Source organism: Promicromonospora kroppenstedtii DSM 19349 (assembly GCF_000515355.1).
GTDB lineage: Bacteria > Actinomycetota > Actinomycetes > Actinomycetales > Cellulomonadaceae > Promicromonospora > Promicromonospora kroppenstedtii.
Genome location: NZ_KI911690.1, coordinates 45,337 through 48,115 on the forward strand (window position 1 = coordinate 45,337; position 2,779 = coordinate 48,115).

The following is a 2,779-nucleotide window of genomic DNA, read 5'->3' on the forward strand; positions in this document are numbered from 1 at the left end:
GGGCAGCCCGCGGCGAGCGCGGAGGCGGTGTCGCCGCCCGCGGTGGAGAAGGCGAGCGGGAAGTTGCTGGCGCCGAACACCGCGACGGGGCCGACGGGCACCTTGCGCTGCCGGATGTCGGCGCGGGGCAGGGGAGTGCGGTCGGGCAGGGCGGGGTCGATCCGCACGCCGCGGTGGTCGCCCTGGCGCACGACCTGCGCGAACAGGCGAAGCTGGTTCGTGGTGCGGGCGACCTCGCCCGTGAGGCGCGCCGCCGGGAGGCCGGTTTCCTGCATGGCGCGCGCGACGACGTCGGGCGCGATCGCCTCGATGTTGTCCGCCACCTGCTCCAGGAACCGGGCGTGGGGCTCGGGGGCGAGGGCGGAGAAGGAGGCGAAGGCCTCGTTCGCGGCGGCCGTGGCCTGGGCGACCTGCGCCTCGTCGAGCAGGGAGTAGGCGGGGTCGAGCGCCTGGGCGGTGGCCGGGTCCTGCCCGGCGAAGGTGCCGGCGGTGCCCTGCAGGGGCGCGCCGGCGACGATCGAGTGGCCGGTGAGCTGGGTCATTGCAGTGTCTCCTAGGACGTTCGGGTCAGCCGAGGGCGTTCGGTCAGCCGGCCGGCGTGCCGACGGCGGGGGTGCCGACGGCGGCGGTGCCGACGGCGGGGCGCACCCCGGCGGCGTCGATCAGGGCGCCGAGGTCCGTGAGGTCCTGGTCGGTGAGGTCCTGCAGGGGCGCGCGCACGCTGCCCATGTCGCGGCCGACCACCTTCATGCCGCCCTTGACGATCGACACGCCGTAACCCTTGGTACGGTCGCGGATGTCGAGGTAGGGCAGCACGAACCGACGCAGCTTCTCGGTGACCGCCGCGTGGTCCTGCGCCCGCACGTCGCGGTAGAACTCCAGGGCGAACTCGGGCACGAAGTTGTACATGGCCGAGGAGTAGGTGCTCATGCCGAGCTGCAGCAGCGGCAGGGCGTAGGTCTCGGCGGTGGGCAGGCCGCCCAGGTAGAACAGGCGGTCGCCGTTGGTCGCGTAGACGCGCGTGAGGTGCTCGATGTCGCCGATCGCGTCCTTGAACCCGATGAAGTTGGCGTGGCGCTCGGCGAGCCGCGCGACGGTCTGTGCGGAGTAGATCGCATTGCCGCGGTTGTAGACGATGACGCCGAGGTCGGTCGCGGCGCAGACGGCGGAGGCGTGCTCCAGCAGCCCGTCCTGGTCGGCCTCGGTGAGGTACGGCGGCAGGAGCAGCAGCCCCTCGGCGCCGGCGTCCTGCGCGGCGCGCGCGTTCTGGATCGCCTGGGCGGTGTTGCCGCCCGCGCTGCCGAGCACCGGGGTGCGGCCGGCGGCGGCCTCGACAGCGAGCCGCACCACCTCGGCGGACTCCTGCGGCGTCAGGCTGAAGCCCTCGCCCGTGCCGCCGGCGGCAAACAGGCCGCCGATCCGGAAGCTCGACTGCCAGTCGATGTGGTCGCGGTACCGCTGCTCGTCGACCCGCCCGTCCGCGGTGAACGGCGTGACGGGGAACGACAGCAGCCCGTCCTTGAGGGCGACGGCGAGCTCCCGGGGTGCATACGTGGCCAAGGGTGGCCCCCTCCTGTGACAGACGTCGGCGATGACATGCTGATCGGCTAGGTTCTCGCGGCCACGGTAAGAACCGCCCACGATGCCTGTCCAAGCCCAAAACGGCATCAACTCATGCCGCAACTGCATCGCCGGTTCTCAGGACGAGGGGTGCAGGTAGCGGAGGAACTCGTGCAGGGCCGGGTTCTTCGAGCCCCGGTCCCAGATGGCGTGCAGCTCGACGACGCCGTGCGGCACGTCGAGCTCCACGAACGTCACGCCCGGCAGGCCCAGCAGGCGCGCCGACTCCGGTACGAACGCGACGCCGCGCCCTGCGGCGACCAGCGAGCACATCGTCAGGATCTGGCTGACGACGTGCACCACGTTGCCGTGCTCGACGGCGATGTACCGCACCACCATGTCGTAGAAGTACCGCGCCTTGGTGGGGTGGTGGCCGACGACGGGCTGTTCGCGCAGGTCGGCGGCGGTCACGGGACGGTCCAGGCGGGTCAGCGCGTGGCCGGGCGGCACGGCCAGCACGAGGTCCTCGGACAGCAGGAGCCGGGAGTCGAAGCTCTCCTGGTCGAACGGCGGCCGGCCGAGCGCCAGGTCGAGCTCGCCGCGGCGGATCGCCTCGATCTGCTCGATCGTCACCAGCTCCTGGAGGTCCAGGTCGACGTCGGGCATGAAGTCGGTGATCTCCTGAACCAGCGTGCCCAGCAGGCTGAACCCCGAGGCGGCGGTGAACCCGAGGCGCAGCACGCCGGCGCGGCCCGCGGCGATCTTGCGGGCCAGGGCCGGGGCGGCGTCGGCGGCGGTCAGGAGGCGCCGGGCCTCCTCGAGGAACACGGTGCCGGCCGTCGTCAGCTCGACGTGCCGGTTGTCACGCTCCAGCAGAGGGACGCCGACCGCGCGCTCCAGCTTCTGGACCTGACGGCTCAGAGGCGGCTGGGTCATGTTGAGTCGTTCTGCCGCGCGGCCGAAGTGGAGCTCTTCCGCGACGGCGAGGAAGCAGCGGACCTGATCGAGGGTGTACACGATGGCCTTTCCGGGAATTGATGCATTCCGAGTATCAGGCAATGCAGTAAGAGGCTTAGACAGGCATCGTATGGGCTTCCTATGCTCAACGCCCGACCGGCAGATGCCCGTCGAAGATCTCAACGAGGAGAGCTGTGATGACAACTCCTGACCGCCGTAGCCCCCGCCTCCGCCGTGTCGCCCTGGGTGCCACCGCCGCGGC

At 71.5% G+C, this 2,779-nt stretch carries 3 protein-coding genes; all 3 read right to left on the minus strand.

Annotated elements, in window-relative coordinates; genetic code table 11:
• A partial coding sequence (locus PROKR_RS16540; RefSeq protein ID WP_157602168.1) for an aldehyde dehydrogenase family protein occupies positions 1–542 on the minus strand: 542 nt, incomplete at its 3' end.
• A gap of 43 nt (positions 543–585) precedes the next feature.
• Entirely contained in the window at positions 586–1,560 is a 975-nt protein-coding gene (kdgD, locus tag PROKR_RS16545; RefSeq protein ID WP_036964784.1) for a 5-dehydro-4-deoxyglucarate dehydratase, read from the minus strand.
• A 138-nt stretch (positions 1,561–1,698) separates the two neighbouring features.
• A complete protein-coding gene (locus tag PROKR_RS16550; RefSeq protein WP_036964785.1) occupies positions 1,699–2,577 on the minus strand; it encodes a LysR family transcriptional regulator in 879 nt (292 codons plus the stop codon).
• Positions 2,578–2,779 lie beyond the last annotated feature (202 nt).